This window comes from Aquamicrobium sp. LC103 (genome assembly GCF_001014615.2).
In the GTDB taxonomy this organism is placed as follows: Bacteria; Pseudomonadota; Alphaproteobacteria; order Rhizobiales; family Rhizobiaceae; genus LBCQ02.
On sequence record NZ_LBCQ02000008.1, the window covers coordinates 205,705 to 225,873 of the forward strand.

Below are 20,169 nucleotides of genomic sequence, written 5' to 3' on the forward strand. Positions count from 1 at the left end.
CCTGGACGTCCCTCAAAGTTTTCCCGGAGCGCATTTACGCATCATGAAGCGTCCGAACATCCTTGTTCTGATGGTCGATCAACTGAACGGAACCCTCTTTCCCGACGGACCGGCCGGATTTCTGCATACGCCGAACCTTTCCGCCCTTGCCGGGCGGTCGGCCCGTTTTGTCAACGCCTATACGGCAAGCCCTCTCTGCGCGCCGGCGCGTGCGTCCTTCATGTCCGGACAGCTTCCGAGCCGCACGCGCGTCTATGACAACGCCGCCGAATTCACTTCGGACATTCCCACTTATGCACACCATCTGCGACGGGCCGGCTATCACACATGCCTTTCGGGCAAGATGCATTTCGTCGGGCCGGATCAGTTGCATGGCTATGAGGAGCGGCTGACGACGGATATCTATCCGGCGGATTTCGGCTGGACGCCGGACTATACGCGGCCCGGCGAGCGCATCGACTGGTGGTATCACAATCTCGGCTCGGTGACCGGAGCGGGCGTTGCCGAGATCACCAATCAGCTCGAATATGACGACGAGGTCGCCTATCATGCGACGCACAAGCTCTACGATCTGGCACGGGGAAAGGACCCGCGCCCTTGGTGCCTGACGGTGAGCTTCACGCACCCCCACGATCCCTATGTGGCGCGGCGGCGCTTCTGGGATCTCCATGACGATTGCCCCGCCCTCGATCCGACGGTGGCGCCTGTTCCCTTCGAAAAGCAGGACCCGCATTCAAAACGGCTGATGCTCGCGAGCGACTACACCGCCTATGAGATCACGCCGGAGCATGTTCGCCGCTCCCGCCAAGCCTATTTCGCCAACATTTCCTATGTCGACGAAAAGATCGGCGAGGTACTGGACGTGCTCGAGCGCACGCGCCAGGCGGAAGACACCATTGTCGTCTTCCTCTCCGACCATGGTGATATGCTCGGCGAGCGCGGGCTGTGGTTCAAGATGAGTTTTCTCGAAGGCTCGGCCCGCGTGCCGCTGATGATATCCGCCCCGGGCATTCCGGCCGTACACGTGGATGCGCCGGTTTCCACCCTCGACGTCGTGCCGACGCTCGCCGACCTGGCCGGGGTCGACCTCGACGAGGTCCTGCCCTGGACCGACGGCGAGAGCCTGGTGGAAATTGCTTCAGGCAAGCGCCGGCGCTCTGCGGTGCCGATGGAATATGCGGCCGAAGGGTCGCACGCCCCTTTGGTCGCTCTCCGCGACGGCCGGTTCAAGCTCGTGCTCTGCGAGCTCGATCCGCCGCAGCTCTTCGATCTGGAGGACGACCCGCACGAGCTTTCCAACCTGGCCGACAACCCCGCCTATGCGGATACGCTCGCCGCGATGACCGGCGCGGCGAAAGCGCGATGGGATATGCGGCGCTTCGATGCCGAGGTGCGGGCGAGCCAGGCCCGCCGCCACGTCGTCTACGAAGCGCTGCGCAACGGGTCATATTACCCTTGGGACCACCAGCCCCTGCAGCGGGCATCGGAACGCTACATGCGCAACCACATGGACCTCAACGTGCTCGAGGAGACCCAGCGCTTTCCGCGTGGGGAATAGAGGCGGAACGCGCCCCTCGTCAGAGGTTTGCGCCGGTCGGTGCGGGAACGACGATCCGGCAGGGCGTCATGCGATTGATTGGGCGGAAAGCGATGCGTGACTGCCACTCACGCGTCGCGAATTGAGCGAAGAAGCGTCTTTCGCGCCGATTCGAGATGATGGGCGGCCGCCTTGCGCGCCTGCCGGATATCGCCGACCTCCAGCGCCTCCATGATCGCAAGGTGTTCGTGGATCGCGACTTCGTTCCGTTCGCGTTCATCGATCTTGTTCCATTGAAAATGGTAGTGAAAGATCAAGGAGATGACGTCGTAGAATTCGCGAATGAAGCGGTTCTGCGAGGCGTCGTTGATCGCCCGGTGAAAGCTCTCGTCGAGCGCGGAAAAGTTATGGTAATCGGTCTCCACCCTGTCGAGTAGATCGATATGGGCTGTTTTCAGCTCCTTCAGCTTTCGCCGCCCCTGCTCGGTTCCAACCCGCTCGGCGAACACTTCGATCGATTTCAGCTCGAACAATTCGCGGATGTCGGAAAGCTCCAGCGCGAAGGCCCGCGTGAAGCCCTGAAAAACCCAGCTCGAGTTCGGCCTCTTTGCGATCAGGCCGAACCGGTTGAACCCGCTCAGATATTCGCGGATGGCCGAAGTGGAGACTGCGAATTGCCGCGCCAGTTCAAGCGTGTTGATCATCGAACCAGGCTTCAGATCGCCCTTTAGAATGAGTTCCATGAACTTGCGCTCCACCAGCTCGGCGCTGCTCTCCGTCTCCGTCACCGGGAAATACTCGTCGTCGTAGGGATGCCGGAGCACGCGCTTTTCCCGTCCCTCGACGTGAAGGATGCCGGCGGCGGCGAGCGAGGACAGGATGGTCCGGACAGTCGTCCGGCTGACTTCGAGGAACTGGGCGAGCGAGGGCTCCGATCCCAGGAGTGCCCCGGTTGCATGCGAGCGGATCAAGTCCAGACAGGCATTGTGACTTCGCTTGTAGACGGAATTGTCCTTCATTTGCGCGCCCCTGCAGCCTGGCTGTTTTTAGTCGTTAAATTCCAAAGCAAAAAACATTTTGACACAACAGGCTATTCGGCTCAAGTGTGCTTTACCGATAATAGACAGAAATTCGCCGATAGCACGTCCGGGTCGGACGAGATCGGCAATCATGTCTGTCCATCTCGATTTCGCTCATGCAACAGCCTCCACAATAGCCGGGAAACATAATGAAATCAGTAATCTGCCGCGAGCCCGGCATCATCGAACTCGGTCAGCGGGGAGAGCCGGGGCAACTTGCCGAAGGTTGGGTCCTGCTCGACATTCACTATGCGGGACTGTGCGGAACGGACTACCATATATACGAGGGCAAGCACCCGTTTCTGGAATACCCGCGGGTCATCGGTCATGAGCTTTCAGGGACGATTTCCGACGCGAACGGGGTCGACGGGTTCAAGGCGGGCGATAGGGTCGTGGTCAATCCCTATCTCGCCTGCGGAGCCTGCATCGCGTGCCGCAACGGCAAGCCGAACTGCTGCGAGGTCGTCCAGGTTCTGGGGGTTCACCGGGACGGAGGTCTTTGCGAGCGTCTGGCCGTCCCGGCCGCCAACCTCGTCCCCGCGGGTGACCTCGCCCTGCGCGATGCCGCGATGGTGGAGTTCCTGGCGATAGGCGCTCATGCCGTTCGCCGCGCGGGTCTTGGCAAGGGAAACGCTCTCGTGGTGGGAGCGGGACCCATCGGGCTGGGCGTCGCCGTCTTCGCATGGATCGCGGGGCTCGACGTGACGATGGCGGATGTGAGCGCAGAGCGGATCGAGCAGAGCCGGGAGATACTCGGCGGCGAAGCCGGTATCCTGATGGGCGGGGACGATGCCGCACGGCAGGTTCGCCGGCGTCAGCCCGGCGGGTTCGACGTGGTCTTCGACGCCACCGGGAACAGCCGCTCGATCATGGACGGCTTTCAGCATGTCGCCCATGGCGGCACATATGTGCTGGTGAGCGTCGTCAAGGACGACATCACCTTCTCCGATCCGGAATTCCACAAGCGCGAGATGTCGCTGATAGGCAGCCGCAACGCGACATCCGAGGATTTCAGGCATGTCATCGCTTCGATCGAAGCAGGGCTTGTTCCGCTGGAGAAGTTGGCCACGCACGAAACCACCTTGGAGGCGGTGCCGGACGACCTGCCGCGCTGGGCGCATGACAAGCGTGGCCTGGTAAAGGCGCTCGTTCGGATATGAACCCATGAAACCTCGTCGCATCCTACAGTTCGGAACAAGCCGCTTCCTGCAGGCGCATGTCGATTTGTTCGCGCACGAGGCAAACGCCGTCGGCCGGGACGCGATCGAAATTACCGTCACCAAAATTTCCCCCGATTCTTCCCGAGCCCATCGGGTCGGGGCGCTTGCCGTCCCCGGAGGCTTTCGCGTCGAACTGCGCGGTTTGCATGGGGGCTCTGTGGTGGAGCGGACCGTCCAGGTCCGCTCCGTAAAAAGAGCGTTGACCGCCGAAACCGAATGGCCGCGTCTGGTGGATATCTTCGCCGAAGATACGGACCTTGTCGTCTCAAACAGCGGGGACGAGGGATACAGGCTTTCGGAGCGCGATGGCGAGGTGGCGGGCGACGGCCTGCGCGCCCCCGTCAGTTTTCCGGCCAAGCTGGCCTCGCTGCTGATCGCGCGCTGGCGAAGGACCGCGCGCGGCCTGTCGATTTTCCCATGTGAGCTGGTCAACCGAAACGGCGATGCCCTTCGCGCGGTCGTGGAGGAGGCGGCAATCAGGTGCGGCGCCCCGCCAGCGTTTCGCAAGTGGCTCTCCAGCGATGTACGCTTCGTGAACACGCTGGTCGATCGCATCGTTTCGGAACCGATCGAGCCCGCCGGGGCGGTGGCGGAACCTTACGCCCTATGGGCGATCGAGGGCATGCAAGCCGGCGATGCGCCGTTCGAACATCTCGCGGTCGTCGTCACTCCGGATCTCGAACGCTACGAGCGCTTGAAACTGCATATCCTCAATCTCGGCCATACGGTTCTAGCCGATCGTTGGCTTGCCGGCGGTGCCGCCGCGATGACCGTTGGCGAGGCCGTTGCCGATCCGGCCTATCGGGCTTATCTCGATCTTGTTTTCGAGCAGGAGGTGCTGCCGGGGTTCGCCGCGCGCGGGCTGGAGGTGGAAGCCCGCGACTACATGCGAACGACGATGGAGCGATTCGCCAATCCGTTTCTGAAACATCGCCTCGCCGACATTGCCCAGAACCATTCGATGAAAGTGGTGCGGCGGATAGGGGGTTTCCGCGATTGGGCGACGTCAGCCGGTCATGCCGTTGAAATGCGCCGTCTCGACGAGATTTGCGAGCGGAGCGCGTCGAGGCGATGAGCAAGATGGCGACGATCCGCCTCGATCCTTCCGACAACATCGCTGTCGCTATCCGCGCGATCGCCGCGGGCGAAATGGCATTGCAAAATGCCGTCGCGCGCGCCGACATTCCTCTTGGTCACAAGGTGGCGGTGGAGCCGATACCTGCGGGAAGCCCTGTCTTCAAGTTTGGCCAGGTCATCGGCGAGGCGCTTCGCGACATAGAGGCGGGGGACTGGGTTCACAGCCACAATCTGGGATTTTCGCAAGGGTTGGCCCGGCAGGTGGCCGGTGTCGCCCGGGACGTCGCGTTACCGCTCCCCGCTCGGCTGAGCTTCAAGGGAATCCGACGGAGCAGCGGCAGGGTCGCGACGCGCAATTATATCGGCATCATCGCCAGCGTGAATTGCTCGACCACCGTGTGCCGAGCCATCGCGGAAGAGGCTAACAAATCGCTGCTGCCCCGGTTCGCCAACATCGACGGCTTCGTTCCCATCGTCCATGGATCCGGTTGCGGCGCCGCGGCCAATGGCGAGGGCCAGCGTCTGCTGCAGCGAACGATAGCCGGCTATTGCCGGCATCCCAATTTCGGCGGCGTCCTGCTGGTCGGTCTGGGATGCGAAGTCAACCAGATCGCGCTCTACGCGACCGGCGGACCGAGCGACACCCGGGCCAGTTTCGACATTCAGCGGGTAGGCGGCTCGCGCGCCGCGGTCGAAAAGGCCATGTCGGTGCTCGAAGGCATCGCCATTGCCGCCGATGCGGTCGAGCGGGTCGAGGCGCCGGCGTCGGAATTGACGGTCGGCCTCCAGTGCGGCGGCTCGGACGGCTTTTCGGGAATTACAGCCAATCCGGTTCTCGGCATTGCGATGGACATGCTCGTGACAGCAGGTGGCACGGCGATCCTTTCCGAAACGCCGGAGATCTATGGAGCGGAGCATTTGTTGACGTCGCGTGCCGCGCCGGAAACCGCCGCCAAGCTCATGGAACGCATAGCATGGTGGGAGAGCTATGCTTCCGCCAATGGCGCGTCGCTCGACAACAACCCGTCGCCTGGCAACAAGCGCGGCGGGCTCACGACGATCCTGGAGAAATCTCTGGGTGCGGTGGCTAAATCAGGCCGTTCACCTCTGGCCGACTGCTACGACTACGCCGAGCCCGTGACGAGCAAGGGCCTCGTTTTCATGGATACGCCCGGGTACGACCCGGTGTCGGCCACCGGGCAGGTGGCGGGCGGGGCCAACATGATCGTCTTCACCACGGGGCGCGGCTCGTGCTTCGGCAGCCGGCCTGCGCCGTCGATCAAGGTTGCAAGCAACACCGCGCTTTTCGATCTCATGCGCGACGACATGGATCAGAATGCCGGCCGACTGCTCGATGGGCACGCCACGCTCGCCGAACTGGGCGCGGAACTGTACGACCTGTTGCTGAACGTCGCTTCCGGAGAAAAGTCCGCCAGCGAGCGATTCGGGTATGGGGACAATGAGTTCGTGCCGTGGACCATCGGCGCGGTGCTTTGACGTCAAAAAGTTTTTTATAGATAAAAAGCTAATTATTGACGGCACGGCAAATTTGAATATTATGGATAAATAACATGTCGTCCGCGCGGAAGCCGCGCTTGCCGAACCCTGGATTCGGCTTGACGGCTGCGCAATCGGGGGAGTTTCGGATGGGCAAGCGGCCTGCGGGCGGATCAGGTAGGAAAGCGTCGTGGAGACGCGAGCGCGGACATTTCATTCTCCTGATGCTCACCCCGGCCATCGTGCTGCTGACCGGGCTCATCCTGGTGCCTTTCGTCGTCGGCTTCGGACTCAGCTTCACCGACTATATCCTTTCCCTGCCGCCCGCGCGTTTCGCCGGTTTCGACAACTATATGACGCTTCTGTCGACGCCGGAATTCTGGGGTTCGCTGAGGGTCACGCTGATATTCACCGTCTGCTCCGTCGTTTTGCAGACGGCGATAGGGCTGGGGCTGGCGATCCTGCTGCATGAGGAGACGCGTGGCGTTCCGATCCTGCGCGCAATCTACCTGCTTCCGATGGCGGTGACGCCGATCGCGGCGGTGTTCACGTTCCGCATGATGTTCAATCCCAGTCTCGGCGTGTTCAATCATATCCTCATGGGTATGGGGCTGCCGCCGCAGGATTGGCTGGGAACCGGAAACATGGCCCTGCTGTCCTTGATACTCGTCGACACCTGGCAGCACGCTCCCTTCATTCTGCTCATCATCGCCGGCGGGCTGGCGTCGCTGCCGGGCGATCCGTTCGAGGCGGCAAAGATCGATGGCGCCACGCCGTGGCAAACCTTCCGTCTGGTGACGCTGCCGCTGCTCAAGCCGTTCCTTGCGATCGCCCTCCTGTTCCGGTCCATCGACGCGTTCAAGACGTTCGACATCATCTATGTCCTGACGTCCGGCGGCCCCGGGACGTCGACGACGACCCTCAACATGTACGCCTACAAGCAGGCCATCGAGTTCGTCTCGCTCGGCTACGGGTCCAGCGTCGCCATCGTGATGCTGATCATCATCACCATCGTTACCCAGCTCTTCCTGCGCCGTTCGCGCCTGCTGACAGTGGCGGAGTCCTGACATGAAGAAGAAAGCCCGCAAATTGACACCGGGCATTGTCGTGCGACGCATCATCCTCTGGGGCTTCGCCGTCTGGTGCCTGTTTCCAATCTACTGGCTCGTCAACATGTCGCTGAAGGAGGCCGTAGATGCGGCTTCCAGGCCGCCGACCTTCGTATTCGTGCCGACGCTGGTCAATTATGCGGAGGTCATACAGGATCCGCGCGTCGCCGGGTTCCTGACGAACAGCCTGATCATCGCTCTGGCCGCGACGTTCTTCGGACTCCTGATCGGCGCTCCCGCGGCCTACGTTCTTGCCCGCCACCGCTTCCGTGGCGACGGCAAGATCGCCTTCTGGATACTCGCGACGCGCTTCACGCCGCCGATCGCGATGCTGATCCCGTTCTTCGTCATTTTCTACAATCTCGGGCTGCTGGGAACCCATACCGGCCTCGTCATCGCCCATGTCGGCATAAATCTCGCGATGATCGTCTGGATCCTGCGCGGCTTTTTCCAGGATCTGCCGCGCGATCTCGAAGAGGCGGCCTTCATCGATGGTGCCGGCCGGTTCGAGTCCTTCAGGAAAGTCATCCTGCCGCTGGCGCTGCCCGGCATCGCAGCCGTCGGAATTCTCACCTTCCTGTCCTCGTGGAACGAATTCCTGTTCTCGATGGTGCTGGGCGGGAACAACGTGATGACCGTTCCGGTCGGCATCTACGCCTATATCGGCTTCGAGCAGATCGAGTGGGGCAAGCTTTCCGCCGCCGCGACACTGATGCTCGCGCCCGTTCTCGTCTTCATCATCCTTTTTCAGCGGCAACTGGTTCGCGGGCTGACATTGGGGGCCGTGAAGTAGCAGTGCTCTTCAACCGGCAGGCCAAGTGGGTGGCTGCCTAACACAAGGGGAATTCCATGACCGATCGCAACAAGGAACGTTTTGTGCTGAGCCGCCGGGCGTTTACCCGCTCCGCTTTCATGGCCGGAACCGCGCTTGCAATGCCGGCAATCATAGGCCGGTCGGCCTTCGCCCAGGGTGGCGCGGGCCTCGAAGCCTACACTTCCGCGAATGTCGACTGGAAAAGGCATGCCGGAACCAAGATCATGGTCGGCGGCGCGACGCATCCGTGGTCGAACGCGGTCACTCCCTTCATCCCGCAGTTCACCGAACTCACCGGCATCGAAGTCGAGACGGATTTCCGTTCCGAAACCGAATTCCTGACGGCGTTGCCGATCAAGCTGGCCAGCGGCAGCCCGACCCCCGACGTCTTCATGTATCTGGCCTATGGGCAAGGCATCACGGCAGGCTGGCTGGAGCCTCTGAACGCTTATTACGAGAACAAGGACCTCGTCGATCCCGCCTGGTACGACGAGGCCGACATTCTCAAGTCCGCGCGTGAATACCCGCTGTGGCAAAATGGCGAGCGCTATGCCTTCGCGATCACGGCAGAAGCACAGACCCTCTACGTCAATCGCGGCTATCTCAAGGAAAAGGGGCTCGATACGCCGAAGACGTTCGACGAGCTGCTGGCGGCTGCGCGTGCTCTGAAGAGCAATGACGTCGCCGGCATCGCCATGCGGGCGAAGGCGGCGGGCAATGCGACCTTCCCGCTCACCGGCTTCATCTATTCCTATGGCGGCGAGCTCGTCAGGGACGGTCGCGTCGCCTATGACAGCCCCGAGGCCATCGCGGCCGTCGAAATGTTCACGACGCTCCTGCGCGAGGCCGGTCCGATCGGCGTCAGCAACTACGACTGGTACGAGGCGCTGAACGACTTCATGCAGGGCGCTTCCGCCATCACTTCCGACACCTCCAACTTCGCGACGGACATTTCCAATCCGCAGAAGAGCAAGGTTGCGGCCGATGCGGGCTTTGCGCTGTTCCCGACGACGGGCAGCAGGCCGGCCATTCCGAACATGTCCTGCTGGCAGGCGGCGGTGAATTCCAAGTCGAACAACAAGGAAGCCGCATTCCTGTTCCTGTTGTGGGCGACCAGCAAGGCCACATCGCTCCAGACTTCCGCGCGCGGATTGGCGACCACTCGTGTTTCAGCCTGGGAGAGCGAGGGCTTCCGCAGCGCGTTCGGCCAGGAGGCGGCCCAGGCCGCGCTCGCAAACCTGCACAATGCCGATGCCGAGCTGGCCAAGCGCGCCCGCTTCCATCCGCAGTCGCCGCAGATCCTCAACGAGCTGGCGGTGGGGGTAAGCTTGGCGTTGAGCGGCAGCGAGACCGCCGAGAAGGCGATGAAGGATGCCGCGGCGAAGGCCAACGCTCAGCTTCGCAAGTGATCCGAAAAACACCGTGATTCATGCGGAAGGCCGGCATTCCGGCCTTCCTGCTCACCATGGATGCTGACTGATGTCCGACCCTTTCCTCCTCTCCGCTACCGAGCTCGTCGCAGCCTATAAGGCGAAGAAGCTGTCTCCGGTCGAAGCGACCAGATCGTGCCTGGACCGGATCGCGGCGCTCGACGGGACCCTTAATGCGTTCTGCCTGGTGGACGAGGACAGCGCGATCGCGGATGCGCGTGCTTCGGAGGTCCGCTGGATGCGCGACGAGCCGGCCGGCCTGGTCGACGGCGTGCCTGCCACGATCAAGGACCTGTTCCTGACCAGGAAATGGCCGACGATGAAGGGATCGCTTCTGGTCTCGCGGGATCAGGCATGCGATGTGGACGCGCCCGCCGTCGCGCGATTGCGCGAACACGGTGCCGTGCTTCTCGGCAAGACGACGACGACGGAGTTCGGGCACAAGGGTGTGGGCGACAGCCCCCTGACCGGCATCACCCGCAACCCATGGAATACGGATCTGACACCGGGTGGATCGAGCTGCGGCGCGGGCGTTGCGGCGGCGGCGGGCATGGCTCCGCTGAATCTCGGCAGTGATGGCGGCGGCTCCATCCGAATCCCCGCCTCGTTCTGCGGTGTCTTCGGCATAAAGCCTGGCTTCGGACGTGTCGCGAGCGCGCCCGCAACCTGTGCCGGCTCGTTGCCGGCGGCAGGGCCGCTGACACGGACAGTGGCGGACGCGACGCTGATGCTTCAGGTCATATCCGGCGACGACAGCAGGGATTGGACGAATATTCCCGATCAGGGTTTCGACGCGCTCCGCGCCTTGGAAAGCGGCGTAAGCGGGCTTCGCATAGCCTATGCGCCTACATTGGGAAGCGCGTCCGTCTCGGGATCGGTCGCGGCCTCGGTCGCGCGGGCCGCGTCGGTGTTCGGCGAATTGGGCGCCTTGGTCGAACAGGTCGAGCTCGACCTGCCTGACGCCGTCGAGACCTATACGACGATCCTGTCGGTGACCCTTGGCAGCGGTCTCGTCGGGCTGACGGACGAGCAACGCAGCCTCGTCGATCCGGGACTGCTCATCATCGCCGACGCGGGTATGAAGGTCGGCGCCATCGAGTACGCGCAGGCGCTGCATGTCGCGCGCGCGGAAATCGCGGTCAGGATGCGGCAACTGCACGAGACCTACGATCTTCTCATCCTGCCGGCCATGCCGCGGACCGCTTTTCCGGTGGGCGAGGATTTCCCGGGAGACAAGGGCGGCGAGTGGAGAGGGGATTGGACGCCGTTCACGTCGCCTTTCAACCTCAGCTACCAGCCCGCCGCATCCATTCCCTGCGGTTTCGACGAAAGTGGCTTGCCGATCGGCCTGCAGATCGTCGGGCGGGTTCGCGACGAAGCGACCGTGCTGCGTGCCGCGCGTGCATATGAAAAGACCCGCAAGTTTCCTCTTCCTGCCCTCTAACGGCCGGTTCGACTGCTGCGGAGCGTCAGGAATTCGATTGGAGTAGCGATGGCAAAAGTTTCGATCAACCAAATCGTGAAGCACTACGGCGACTACAAGGCGGTGAGAGGCGTCGATCTCGATATCGCGGACGGCGAGTTCCTCGTCCTCGTAGGCCCTTCCGGCTGCGGCAAGTCGACGATGCTGCGGATGATCGCGGGCCTCGAGGACATTACGGACGGCGAGATGCGCATCGGCGACAAGATCGTCAATGACGTCGCTCCCCGCGATCGCGACATCGCCATGGTGTTTCAGAGCTATGCGCTCTACCCGCATATGAACGTTTATGAAAACATGGGTTTCGGGCTCAAGCTGCGGAAAACCACGGAAGCCGACATAAGGCAGCGGGTCGAGAACGCCGCCGAAATTCTCGGGCTGTCCGCGCTGCTCGACCGCAAGCCCAAGGAACTGTCCGGCGGCCAGCGACAGCGCGTGGCGATGGGGCGTGCGATCGTGCGAAACCCCGAGGTTTTCCTGTTCGACGAGCCGCTTTCCAATCTCGACGCAAAGCTGCGTGTCCAGATGCGCACCGAGATCAAGAAGCTGCACCAGAAGCTGGGCACGACGACGATCTATGTCACGCACGACCAGATCGAAGCGATGACGCTCGCCGATCGCGTCGTGGTCATGAACCAGGGCGTGATAGAGCAGGTGGGACCACCGCAGGAACTCTATCGTCGGCCTGCCACGCGATTCGTCGCAAGCTTCATAGGCAGCCCGTCGATGAACTTCATTCCCTGCACGCTGCAGTCGGAAGCGGATGGGCTCATTGTGGTTCTGGAAAATGGCGAACGCCTTTCCGTGCCGGCCGATCGGCGGGAGCGCTACGCGGATCATGTGGCAAGGAAGCTCGAATTCGGCATTCGCCCCGAACATCTGACGGAGCGTCGCGAAACGACGCAGGGCCACTTCGTGCCGATGACGATCGACGTGGATGTTGCCGAGCCGATGGGCATGGAAACGCTGGTACATTTCCAGATCGGGAACGTGACGAACAGCGCGCGCATCGACCCCGAGGTGGATCCGCAAGCCGGCCAGCGTCTCGAACTGATGGCAAATATGAGCCACATGCACCTTATCGACACGGAAAGCGGCAAGGTCATCTGAGCACCTTCCCACGTAAGGGCCCTGCCTCCCAAGGCGGGGCCTCGCCAGCCATGTTCATCGAACCGCAGCAGAATAGCGAAAGCATATGACCGACAACGCAACTTCTTCTCCGCTCGAGAAGGCCCTCGCACGCGCCGACGCCAATCTTGACGGCAGCCTGGAGCGGTTTTTCGATCTGTTGCGCATAAAAAGCATCTCGACCGATCCGGCCTACAAGGACGATTGCGAGGCGGCTGCGCGTTGGCTGGCCGGGCAACTGGCCGAACTGGGTTTCGATGCCTCGGTGCGGCCCACGGGCGGCCAGCCGATGGTGCTTGCTCACGAGAAGTCCGCGGCAGGAACGCACGTGCTGTTCTACGGTCACTATGACGTCCAGCCGGTGGACCCGCTCGGCGAATGGAACTCGGATCCGTTCGAGCCGAAATTGGCGCCGGCCGAGAATGGCGATACCCATATCGTCGCGCGCGGCGCATCGGACGACAAGGGACAGCTTCTGACGTTCGTTGAAGCATGTCGGGCCTGGCGCGAGGCCAATGGCGCATTGCCGCTGCCGGTGTCGATCCTGCTCGAGGGGGAAGAAGAAGCCGGTTCCAGGAATCTGGGGCCGTTCCTCGATGCAACGCAGGATGAGCTCAAGGCCGACGTGGTTCTCGTCTGCGATACCGATATGTGGGACGATCAGACACCTGCGATCACGCTGATGATGCGAGGCCTGTGCGGCGTGGAGATCGAGATCGAGGCGGCGAGCCGCGATCTTCATTCCGGCGTCTACGGCGGTGCCGCACGCAATCCCCTCCAGGTGATGGCGACGATCCTTGCGGGTCTGCGGGACACGGATGGGCGGATCCTGCTGGAAGGCTTCTATGAGGGAGTCGAGGAATTGCCGTCCCAGATCAAGGAATTATGGGAGAGACTTCCATTCGACGAGGAGGCGTTCCTGAACAAGGTCGGCCTGTCGGTACCCGCCGGCGAAACCGGCCGCAGCGTGCTCGAACAGATCTGGGCGCGACCCACCTTCGAGATCAACGGGATCACCGGCGGATACGGCGGCGAGGGGTTCAAGACGGTTATTCCGGCACGCGCATCGGCGAAAGTTTCTTTCCGGCTGGTCGGACAACAGGATCCCGTGCGCATCTGCGAGACGTTTCGCGCATATGTGGAGGCGCGGCTTCCCGCCGACTGCGCATTGCGCTTCACTGTCCATTCCTCCAGCAGGGCGACGACCGTCTCGACCCAGAATCCGTATCTGGCGCCGACGCTCGAGGCGCTGACGCAGGAATGGGAGACGGAAGCGGCTCTATCTGGCGGTGGCGGTTCCATTCCCGTCATCAACGAGTTCAAGAACCGCCTGGGCATGGATGCCCTGCTTGTCGGTTTCGCCCGTTTCGACAACCGCGTCCACAGCCCCAACGAGAAATACGATCTCTCCAGCTATCGCAAGGGCATACGTTCCTGGATCCGGATCCTCGCTGCGCTGTCTTGAGCATGCCGCGGCAATTTTTGCGGCGCTCCGCGAGGGGCTCGACGTCAGGCATCCTCCTCGCGCCACTGAGCGGCGAGCGAGGCGGCGGCGCGGGCCGTATCCTCGTCGCACACGAGCACGTCGCACAATCCCGAGCGCAGCGCCGCGGCGATCGCGGGGGCCTTGTTCATTCCGCCTGAACTGAGCACGACGTTCGGCACGGCGCGCAGCGCATCCAGCGGCAGGGCGATCGCGCGGCGATTGATCGGATGGTCGATCGGCTTGCCGGACCGGTTGATGAATTGGGCCAGCAGATCCCCTTGTGCGCCCGCCCGCGCGAGGCCGTCTATATCCACGTCCTTCGGCATGCCGTAGCGCATCAGCAGGGACCGCTCCGTAAGATCGCCGGCGCTGATGATGATCATGTCGTTGGCCGCGATCCGTTCGAACGCTTCGCGGAACACGTCCTGGGTCATGATCGCGTCGCGTGATTCCTGGCTTCCGGCATAGATCGGCGCGGCGAGATAGGCGCATTCCGCGCTGAGCTGGCGCGCCAGGTCGCTGGCAATGTCGAAGGTGTTGATCTCTATGCCTCGGGTGAGCCCGCCCATCACCGAGTTGACGCAAAGTTCCGGCCGGCGCAGCGACGGCATATGCCTCACCATCTCGCGCAGCGTCGCGCCCCAGCCGACGCCGATGCCGCCTATCTTCGTGCCGCTCAGAAGCTGGTTGACATATTCGGCGGTCGCCTGTCCGAGCAATACCGGTACAAGGTCGACGTCCTTGGGCGTCGGCACGATGATGGCACGGTTCAGGCCGAACGCGTCGGATAGCTGTCGCTCGAGCTCGACGCAGGACGTCAGCCTGGAATTCAAGGTAATCGTCACGAGCCCGGTGCGGCGTGCCTCGCTGATGATCCGGTTGATCCTGAGGCGATTCGTCGAGAGCTCGTCGGCAATCTCGGCCTGCGTCCTGCCCTCCATGAAATAGAGCCAGAGGACGCGCACCTGCATTTGTTCCTCGGGAGTTGGGGCCGGCTGTTCGGGGAGCATTCTGTGCACTTTCTGGTCGCGGGATCCGGGAATAGCACCGCATGCGCGGTCGTTGTCAATTCAGTCGCTCGCCCGCGCCGCGCGGCGTCATTCGGTACGCGAGCCGGTCGATCTGTCGAAGCAGTGAAGGGCCGCACGGCCTGCATGCCAGGTGACGCGTTGACCTTCCTGGATACCCGTTCGCCCGGGCAGCGAAGCGATCACCGACTGGTCGGACCCGTCCAGCACGAGATGGACATGGCTTTCCCCGCCGATCGGCTCGATCAGCTCGACTATCCCCGTCAGCGCGATGCTGCTTTCGTCGCGCGACGTCGCCGCGCTGATCGCATCCGGGCGTATTCCCACGATGCCGGTCTTCGGAGGCAGTTCCTTCCACGCCACATGACCGGCGGTTTTCTCGACATCGATCAGGTTCATGGGCGGCGACCCGATGAACCCGGCGACGAAAAGCGTCTCCGGGCGCTCGTAGACCTCGATCGGCGTGCCGATTTGTTCAATGCGTCCCTCGTTCATGACGACGAGCCGGTCGGCGAGGGTCATCGCCTCGAGCTGATCGTGTGTCACGTAGATGCTGGTCGTGCCCAGGCGTTTCTGCAGCTTGCGGATTTCGACCCGCATCTGGACCCTGAGCTTGGCATCGAGGTTGGAGAGGGGTTCGTCGAAGAGGAAGGCCGCCGGGTTGCGGACGATCGCCCTGCCCATCGCCACGCGCTGGCGCTGCCCGCCTGAAAGCTGGCGCGGACGACGTTCCATATAGGGCTGGATTTCCAGGATCGCAGCCGCCTCGGAGACGCGCTTGTCGATATTGGCGCGCGCGAAGCCCCGGTTCTTCAGCCCGTATTCCAGATTCTGGCGCACGGACATATGCGGGTAGAGCGCGTAGTTCTGAAACACCATCGCTATGTCGCGGTCGGCCGGCTCGACCTTGCTGACATCCTTTCCAGCGATGCGGAGATGGCCGGAAGTGATGGTCTCCAGGCCCGCCACCATGCGCAGCAAGGTCGATTTTCCACAGCCGGACGGCCCGACCAATACGATCATCTCACCGTCCGAAATCGCGAGATTTATGCCCTTCACCGCCGGAACCGTGCCGTAGTTCTTCCGCAGGTCGACCATTTCGATATCAGCCATATGCTCCCTCCAGCGCGTTTGTCATACATCTGTAATATCATATTGACATTTGTAATTCGTGGGCGCTAGCTTCTTTTTATCGCCGCCATGGAAGCGGCCCACCCCGCAAGGCCTTCGAGGCGCGGGCAAGGAATATGACGATGCGAGAGGAGACGCAGATGACTATCGGATTTGCTATCAGGAACATGCCGCGCGCAATCGCGCGCATCCTAGCCACGAGCCTCGTGGCCGGAGCCATGGCCTTGCCTGCCGCGGCCCAGGATCGGGTCAAGGTCGAGTGGTGGTTTGCCCATGGCGGGCGCCTCGGCGAGATCGTGCAGGAGCTGGTCACGAACTTCAACAATTCGCAGGACAAGTACCAGGTGGTTGCCGTTCACAAGGGCAACTACGAAGAAAACATGGCGGCCATGGTGGCGGCATATCGTGTCGGCCAGCAGCCGACGATCATCCAGGCTGCCGAGCGCGGCTTCATGACGATGCTGAATTCCGGTGCGATCGTGCCGGTTCCCGAACTGCTTGAGCAGCAGGGACATGACGTCGACTGGGACGATTTCATCGCACCCGTTTCGGGCTTCTACCTCGTCGACGGCGTGCCGGCGGCGTTGCCCTTCAACAGCTCTACTCCGATCTTTTGGTACAATCGCGACAAGTTCAAGGAGGCCGGCTTCGAAGCTCCGGGCGAGACCTGGCAGGAAGTGGAGAAGCAGCTCTACGCCATCAAGGAAAAGGGCATCAGCAATTGCTCGATGGCGCTTGCCAATGATTTCTTCTGGAGCCTGATCGAGAACTACGCCGCGATCCACGATCAGCCCTACGGCACGCTTGCCAACGGCTTCGACGGGCTGGGCACGGAATTCATCTTCAACAAGAGTCCACTTCTCGTCGGCCAGCTCGAGCGCCTGTCCAAGTGGATGGATGACGGCGTGCTCCAGCTTGCGGGGCAGGGCCTGGCTCCCGAGCAACTCTTCACGTCCGGCACCTGTGCGACCTACGTCGCCTCGACGGCTGCCCATGCGGCGATAAGCTCCGGCGCGCAGTTCGACTGGAGCGCCGCCTTCCTGCCCCATGAAGAGGGTGTGGAGCCCAAGAACAGCACCATCGGCGGCGGCGGCCTTTGGGTCCTGAAGGGCAAGTCCGACGACGAGTATGCCGGCGCGGCTGCCTTCATCGATTTCATCGCCTCGCCCGAGACGCAGGTCTGGTGGAGCAAGCAGACCGGCTATGTTCCCGTGACGAACGCCGCCTATGACGAGTTGAAGTCGGAGGGCTATTTCGAGGAGAATCCGACCAGGGAGATCGCCATCCTGCAACTGACACGGGGCGAGCCGACCGAGAGTTCGCGCGGATTCCGCTTCGGCAACCACAACCAGTCCATGCAGATCCTGGTCGAGGAGATCCAGGGGGTATGGACGGGGCAGAAGAGTCCTCAGGAGGCTCTCGACAACGCCGCGAGGCGCGGCAACGAAATCCTGCGCCAGTATGAGCAACTTCATGCCGGACAGTAATGCCGCGGCGGGCATCGGGCGCGCGTCCTCGCGCGCCCCGCTCACGCTCGGCCTCGCAATGGGCCGTCTTCTGCCCAAGACCTCGGATTCCGGGCTGAAGACGGCGCATTTTCGCAAGCCGGGGATAGCAGCGGCGCTGCTTGCGCCTCAGCTTCTGATCCTGCTCTTCTTCTTTTTCATTCCGTCCTACAAGGCGCTGTCGCTCGCCTTCGTGCAGGTCGATCCGTTCGGGGCGAAACAGATATTCGTCGGCTTTGCAAATTTCGCCCAGCTTCTGGGAAGCGCGGACTATCGGCAGAGCGTCGTCTTCACCCTCTGGTTCACGATCGTTCAGGCCGTGGTGACGATCGTGCTCGCATTGCTCTTTGCCTTCGCCACGGATTTCATCATTCGCGGCCGTGGCATCTACAAGAGCGTCATCCTGATGCCCTATGCGATCGCGCCGGTGATATCGGGCGTGCTTTGGGCCTTCCTGTTCAATCCGGCGGTGGGACCGGTCGCGCAGTTCATCCACTCGCTCGGCATTCCGTGGGACCCCAACCGCCGCCCCTTCGACGCCCAGCTCCTGGTGGTCGTCGCCTCGGTGTGGAAGCATATCTGCTACGACTACATCTTCCTCGTCGCTGCGCTGCTTGCCGTGCCCCAGTCGCTGATCGAGGCGGCGAAGCTCGACGGCGCGCGGCCGGTACGGCGCTTCTTCACCATATCGCTGCCCCTCATCACGCCGACCATCTTCTTCCTGATGGTGATGAACGTCGTCTACGGCCTGTTCGAGACCTTCGGCATCATCGACGCGGTGACCAGGGGAGGGCCGGCGGGCGCGACGAATTCGCTCGTCTACAAGGTCTATCAGGACGGTTTCGTGCAACTCAACCTCGGCTCGTCGGCCGCCCAGTCGGTGATCCTGATGATCGTCGCGATCCTCTTCACCATCCTGCAGTTCCGCGCTCTCGAGCGACGGGTCAACTATCAGGTATAGCCATGATCGAACGCAATCTCGGCCTGACGATCTTCTGCCATGCGGTCCTGCTCGTGGGAGCGGCGGTGGTGTGCCTGCCGCTGTACTTCGCCTTCGTGGCCGGCTCGCTCACCTTGCAGGAAGTCCAGCAGGCGCCTTTCCCCTGGCTGCCCGGCTCGCATTTCCTCGAGAACATCGCGGAAGCCTGGAACCAGGGTAATTTTTCCCGCCTCTACATCAACTCGCTGATCGTCACCATCGGCATCGTCGTCGGCAAGCTGACGATTTCGCTGATCGCGGCCTTCGCCATCACCTATTTCCGGTTTCCCTTCAGAATGACGGCGTTCTGGCTGATCTTCGTATCGCTGATGCTGCCCGTCGAGGTGCGCATCATCCCGACCTACGAGGCGGTGGCGGACGCGGCCGGTCCGCTGCGTTGGTTCTTCGGTGCGATTGGTGTTTCCGGCTTCGTGGAAAGCCTCACCGGATACAGGCTCGAGGCCGCGCTGCAGTGGAACATGGTCAACACCTATGGCGGACTCATCCTGCCCCTGATCGCGTCCGCGTCTGCGACATTCCTGTTCCGCCAGTTCTTCCTGACCGTACCGGAGGAGCTTTGCGAAGCCGCGCGGCTCGACGGCGCCGGCCCGGTCAAGTTCTTCCTGGACATTCTGCTGCCGCTGTCGCGGGCCAACATCGCCGCGCTCTCGATCATTCTCTTCATCTATGGCTGGAACCAGTATCTGTGGCCGTTGCTGTTCACCACGGACGCGAACATGCAGACCGCCGTTCTGGGCCTCAAGGGGCTCGTTCCCGTCAACGATGCGGCGCCCGCGTGGAACATCGCGATGAGCGCGGCCCTGTTCGTCATGCTCCCTCCAGCGGTGATCATCCTCCTGATGCAGCGCTGGTTCACGAAAGGCCTGGTGGATTCGGGCAAGTAGCCGACCATCTCACAAAAGGAACGCACGTAAATGGTTCATATCATCGGCCACCGCGGTGGTCGTAATCTGTGGATTGAAAACAGCATCGAGGGCTTTCGGGAGGTCGCCAAGCTGCCGGTCGAGGGCGTGGAGTTCGACGTCCATCTGACAAGGGACGGCGAGATGCTCGTCATCCACGATCCCACGCTCGATCGGACGACCGAGTGCAGCGGGCCGGTGGCCTTTCTTGCGGCGGGGGAAAATCTCGAAGTCCGTCTCAAGGGCGACGCCGGCGCGACAATCCCGACGCTGGACGACGTGCTGGACATCTTCGCCGGCACGGCCCTCGAACTGCATGTGGAACTCAAGGCCGATCACGAGGGGAAGCCCTATCCGGGCCTCGAGGCCAGGGCGGCCGCCCTGCTCGACGAAAAGGGCATGTCGGACCGCTCGATCCTCACCAGCTTCCACACCGAGGTGCTTGCCGAGATCAGGCGCGCCGCGCCGCATATCCGGACATTGTCGTCCTTCGACGCAAAGTCGGCGGACCGGCATGGCCTCGTCGAAGGGCTGGAGAGGATGCTGGAGCTTTCCGATGTGATCGCCATAGAAAAGGGCGTTCTCGCACCGCATTGGGAAAGGATCACCGAGCTCGTGCCGCTGGACCGACTGGGCGTGTGGGTACCCAACGACGAAGCCGACATCTCCTACTGGCTCGGCAAGCCGCTTCGCCAGCTCACCACCGACCGTCCCGATCTCGCCGTAGCGTTGCGAGGAGCCTGATC

At 62.4% G+C, this 20,169-nt stretch carries 18 protein-coding genes; 14 read left to right on the forward strand and 4 right to left on the reverse strand.

Annotation, left to right across the window (positions count from 1 at the left end; genetic code table 11):
• Window positions 1-43: 43 nt before the first annotated feature.
• Window positions 44-1,558, forward strand: a complete 1,515-nt coding sequence (gene betC / locus XW59_RS16995) for a choline-sulfatase (RefSeq protein WP_047146490.1) — start codon at window positions 44-46, stop codon at window positions 1,556-1,558.
• Between the two features lie 107 nt (window positions 1,559-1,665).
• Here betC and XW59_RS17000 read toward each other — a convergent pair whose 3' ends face one another.
• Window positions 1,666-2,556 (reverse strand): GntR family transcriptional regulator, encoded by an 891-nt coding sequence (locus XW59_RS17000; protein WP_047146489.1) that lies wholly within the window; start codon window positions 2,554-2,556, stop codon window positions 1,666-1,668.
• A gap of 209 nt (window positions 2,557-2,765) precedes the next feature.
• On the opposite strand from XW59_RS17000, the gene XW59_RS17005 reads away from it, so the two are divergent.
• The gene (locus XW59_RS17005) at window positions 2,766-3,776 is read left to right on the forward strand and encodes a zinc-binding alcohol dehydrogenase family protein (RefSeq protein WP_047146488.1); all 1,011 of its coding nucleotides are present in this window, start codon (window positions 2,766-2,768) and stop codon (window positions 3,774-3,776) included.
• Window positions 3,777-3,798: 22 nt separating this feature from the next.
• Here the strand turns inward: XW59_RS17005 and XW59_RS29860 are convergent, their stop codons facing one another.
• Window positions 3,799-3,984 carry a hypothetical protein gene (locus tag XW59_RS29860; RefSeq protein WP_348639322.1) on the reverse strand — a complete coding sequence of 62 codons (186 nt, stop codon included), beginning with the start codon at window positions 3,982-3,984 and terminating at the stop codon, window positions 3,799-3,801.
• Between the two features lie 51 nt (window positions 3,985-4,035).
• Between XW59_RS29860 and XW59_RS17010 the strand changes: the two genes are divergently transcribed.
• The 8 genes from XW59_RS17010 to XW59_RS17045 all read left to right on the forward strand — a co-directional run bounded on the left by XW59_RS17010 (window position 4,036) and on the right by XW59_RS17045 (window position 13,836).
• Window positions 4,036-4,911, forward strand: a complete 876-nt coding sequence (locus XW59_RS17010) for a mannitol dehydrogenase family protein (RefSeq protein ID WP_348639323.1) — start codon at window positions 4,036-4,038, stop codon at window positions 4,909-4,911.
• The gene (locus XW59_RS17015; protein ID WP_047146653.1) at window positions 4,908-6,410 is read left to right on the forward strand and encodes an altronate dehydratase family protein; all 1,503 of its coding nucleotides are present in this window, start codon (window positions 4,908-4,910) and stop codon (window positions 6,408-6,410) included. The genes XW59_RS17010 and XW59_RS17015 overlap by 4 nt, the downstream gene beginning before the upstream one ends.
• A 149-nt stretch (window positions 6,411-6,559) precedes the next feature.
• A complete protein-coding gene (locus XW59_RS17020; protein WP_047146486.1) occupies window positions 6,560-7,477 on the forward strand; it encodes a sugar ABC transporter permease in 918 nt (305 codons plus the stop codon).
• A 1-nt stretch (window position 7,478) separates the two neighbouring features.
• Window positions 7,479-8,312, forward strand: a complete 834-nt coding sequence (locus tag XW59_RS17025) for a carbohydrate ABC transporter permease (protein ID WP_047146485.1) — start codon at window positions 7,479-7,481, stop codon at window positions 8,310-8,312.
• A gap of 56 nt (window positions 8,313-8,368) precedes the next feature.
• A complete protein-coding gene (locus XW59_RS17030) occupies window positions 8,369-9,742 on the forward strand; it encodes an extracellular solute-binding protein (protein WP_047146484.1) in 1,374 nt (457 codons plus the stop codon).
• Window positions 9,743-9,812: 70 nt separating this feature from the next.
• A complete protein-coding gene (locus XW59_RS17035) occupies window positions 9,813-11,207 on the forward strand; it encodes an amidase (RefSeq protein WP_047146483.1) in 1,395 nt (464 codons plus the stop codon).
• 48 nt (window positions 11,208-11,255) lie between these two features.
• Window positions 11,256-12,353 (forward strand): sn-glycerol-3-phosphate ABC transporter ATP-binding protein UgpC, encoded by a 1,098-nt coding sequence (gene ugpC, locus XW59_RS17040; protein ID WP_047146482.1) that lies wholly within the window; start codon window positions 11,256-11,258, stop codon window positions 12,351-12,353.
• An 85-nt stretch (window positions 12,354-12,438) separates the two neighbouring features.
• Window positions 12,439-13,836 (forward strand): M20/M25/M40 family metallo-hydrolase, encoded by a 1,398-nt coding sequence (locus XW59_RS17045; RefSeq protein WP_137327049.1) that lies wholly within the window; start codon window positions 12,439-12,441, stop codon window positions 13,834-13,836.
• A 44-nt stretch (window positions 13,837-13,880) separates the two neighbouring features.
• On the opposite strand, the gene XW59_RS17050 is transcribed toward XW59_RS17045, so the two are convergent.
• The gene (locus XW59_RS17050; RefSeq protein ID WP_246666117.1) at window positions 13,881-14,828 is read right to left on the reverse strand and encodes a sugar-binding transcriptional regulator; all 948 of its coding nucleotides are present in this window, start codon (window positions 14,826-14,828) and stop codon (window positions 13,881-13,883) included.
• A 126-nt stretch (window positions 14,829-14,954) separates the two neighbouring features.
• On the reverse strand, window positions 14,955-15,998 hold the full coding sequence (gene ugpC / locus XW59_RS17055; RefSeq protein WP_047146479.1) for a sn-glycerol-3-phosphate ABC transporter ATP-binding protein UgpC: 1,044 nt from the start codon (window positions 15,996-15,998) through the stop codon (window positions 14,955-14,957).
• 236 nt (window positions 15,999-16,234) lie between these two features.
• Here ugpC (XW59_RS17055) and XW59_RS17060 point away from each other — a divergent pair, with 236 nt between their 5' ends.
• Genes XW59_RS17060 through XW59_RS17075 form a run of 4 tightly spaced genes read left to right on the forward strand, consistent with a single transcriptional unit; the run spans window position 16,235 to window position 20,167 of the window.
• Window positions 16,235-17,503: an extracellular solute-binding protein gene (locus XW59_RS17060; RefSeq protein WP_246666122.1), complete on the forward strand. Its 1,269-nt coding sequence runs from the start codon at window positions 16,235-16,237 to the stop codon at window positions 17,501-17,503.
• Window positions 17,504-17,561: 58 nt separating this feature from the next.
• Window positions 17,562-18,482 (forward strand): ABC transporter permease subunit, encoded by a 921-nt coding sequence (locus XW59_RS17065; RefSeq protein WP_047146651.1) that lies wholly within the window; start codon window positions 17,562-17,564, stop codon window positions 18,480-18,482.
• 2 nt (window positions 18,483-18,484) lie between these two features.
• Window positions 18,485-19,405, forward strand: coding sequence for an ABC transporter permease subunit (locus tag XW59_RS17070; protein ID WP_047146478.1), 921 nt, complete (start codon window positions 18,485-18,487; stop codon window positions 19,403-19,405).
• Window positions 19,406-19,435: 30 nt separating this feature from the next.
• Entirely contained in the window at window positions 19,436-20,167 is a 732-nt protein-coding gene (locus XW59_RS17075; RefSeq protein WP_047146477.1) for a glycerophosphodiester phosphodiesterase family protein, read from the forward strand.
• The last annotated feature ends 2 nt before the right edge of the window (window positions 20,168-20,169 follow it).

Bases quoted from the DNA above. Each gene is read 5' to 3' on its own strand.
- XW59_RS17070 (WP_047146478.1), top strand. From the start codon at position 18,485: ATGATCGAACGCAATCTCGGCCTGACGATCTTCTGCCATGCGGTCCTG.
- XW59_RS17020 (WP_047146486.1), top strand. From the start codon at position 6,560: ATGGGCAAGCGGCCTGCGGGCGGATCAGGTAGGAAAGCGTCGTGGAGA.
- XW59_RS17045 (WP_137327049.1), top strand. From the start codon at position 12,439: ATGACCGACAACGCAACTTCTTCTCCGCTCGAGAAGGCCCTCGCACGC.
- betC (WP_047146490.1), top strand. From the start codon at position 44: ATGAAGCGTCCGAACATCCTTGTTCTGATGGTCGATCAACTGAACGGA.
- ugpC (WP_047146479.1), bottom strand. From the start codon at position 15,998: ATGGCTGATATCGAAATGGTCGACCTGCGGAAGAACTACGGCACGGTT.
- XW59_RS17030 (WP_047146484.1), top strand. From the start codon at position 8,369: ATGACCGATCGCAACAAGGAACGTTTTGTGCTGAGCCGCCGGGCGTTT.
- XW59_RS17050 (WP_246666117.1), bottom strand. From the start codon at position 14,828: ATGCAGGTGCGCGTCCTCTGGCTCTATTTCATGGAGGGCAGGACGCAG.
- XW59_RS29860 (WP_348639322.1), bottom strand. From the start codon at position 3,984: ATGCAAACCGCGCAGTTCGACGCGAAAGCCTCCGGGGACGGCAAGCGC.
- XW59_RS17075 (WP_047146477.1), top strand. From the start codon at position 19,436: ATGGTTCATATCATCGGCCACCGCGGTGGTCGTAATCTGTGGATTGAA.
- XW59_RS17025 (WP_047146485.1), top strand. From the start codon at position 7,479: ATGAAGAAGAAAGCCCGCAAATTGACACCGGGCATTGTCGTGCGACGC.
- XW59_RS17015 (WP_047146653.1), top strand. From the start codon at position 4,908: ATGAGCAAGATGGCGACGATCCGCCTCGATCCTTCCGACAACATCGCT.
- XW59_RS17060 (WP_246666122.1), top strand. From the start codon at position 16,235: ATGGCCTTGCCTGCCGCGGCCCAGGATCGGGTCAAGGTCGAGTGGTGG.
- XW59_RS17000 (WP_047146489.1), bottom strand. From the start codon at position 2,556: ATGAAGGACAATTCCGTCTACAAGCGAAGTCACAATGCCTGTCTGGAC.
- XW59_RS17035 (WP_047146483.1), top strand. From the start codon at position 9,813: ATGTCCGACCCTTTCCTCCTCTCCGCTACCGAGCTCGTCGCAGCCTAT.
- XW59_RS17005 (WP_047146488.1), top strand. From the start codon at position 2,766: ATGAAATCAGTAATCTGCCGCGAGCCCGGCATCATCGAACTCGGTCAG.
- ugpC (WP_047146482.1), top strand. From the start codon at position 11,256: ATGGCAAAAGTTTCGATCAACCAAATCGTGAAGCACTACGGCGACTAC.
- XW59_RS17065 (WP_047146651.1), top strand. From the start codon at position 17,562: ATGGGCCGTCTTCTGCCCAAGACCTCGGATTCCGGGCTGAAGACGGCG.